This is a genomic window from Mesorhizobium sp. M1217 (genome assembly GCF_040318275.1).
Classification (GTDB): Bacteria; Pseudomonadota; Alphaproteobacteria; order Rhizobiales; family Rhizobiaceae; genus Mesorhizobium.
Genome location: NZ_JAMYMA010000059.1, coordinates 1 through 877 on the forward strand (window position 1 = coordinate 1; position 877 = coordinate 877).

Consider the following 877-nt stretch of genomic DNA (forward strand, 5'->3'; position numbering starts at 1 on the left):
GGGGCCGCCAACGGGTCGGGCTACCGTTTCTCTCCACAAATTGCACGGAAGGCTGTTGCGTTGGCAGTCGAAGATCCCACTGCTTCAACAGGGTAGGTTCGTCATGCGCAAATACAGGTTTTCTCGAACGGAGCTGTCGCGGGCGTTCGGTATCGACATGGCCACGCTTGGAACGGGAAGCGCTGGCACGGGGTTTTCATTCGGAAAGGTTGGACCCGGCGTCACATCCGAGCCCCATCGGCACGACGAAATCGAGGCCTTCGTAGTCCTCTCAGGATCGGGCAAGGTCGCGACCGACCGTGGGGAAATCTCGGTCGAGGCGGGCGATGTCGTTCTGTTCCACCCTTTTGAAGCGCATGTGCTGCGCAACGACGGAAACGAAGACCTAGATTTCGTCGATGTCTACTGGCGCGACAACAAGGCCGCCCTCGATGCCGCTGCAAAGACCACGGCTCCACGCGGGCCGATCTTCGTCTTCTCCACGCCGCCAACGCCAAATGGCGATCTGCATCTGGGGCATCTTTCTGGCCCCTATTTCGGCGCCGACGTCTATACTCGTTTCCTGCGCATGAAAGGAGTCGAAGCATATCACCTCACTGGAAGCGATGACAACCAGAGCTACGTCACGACACGCGCCGATGCCGAGCAATCGACGCCTGCGAACGTGGCGCGCTACTACGCCGACGAGATTCGCGCCACGCTTGCACTTCTCGATTGTGACGTCCACAGCTTCCAACCCACAATGGGCGATGACGGTTACGGCGAGTTTCAAGCCGCGTGTTTCCGCAGCCTTCTGAGCAGCACGGCGGTAGATCTGCGCCAGAGCCCCGCGCTTTTCGATGCTGTGACAGGCCACTATCTTTACGAGCCGGATGTT

1 protein-coding gene is annotated in these 877 nt (G+C 59.5%); it reads left to right on the forward strand.

All coding sequences use genetic code 11. From position 1 onward, the window contains the following. Positions 1-103: 103 nt before the first annotated feature. On the forward strand, positions 104-877 hold a 774-nt coding region (locus NKH37_RS33985), incomplete at its 3' end, for a cupin domain-containing protein (protein ID WP_353042587.1).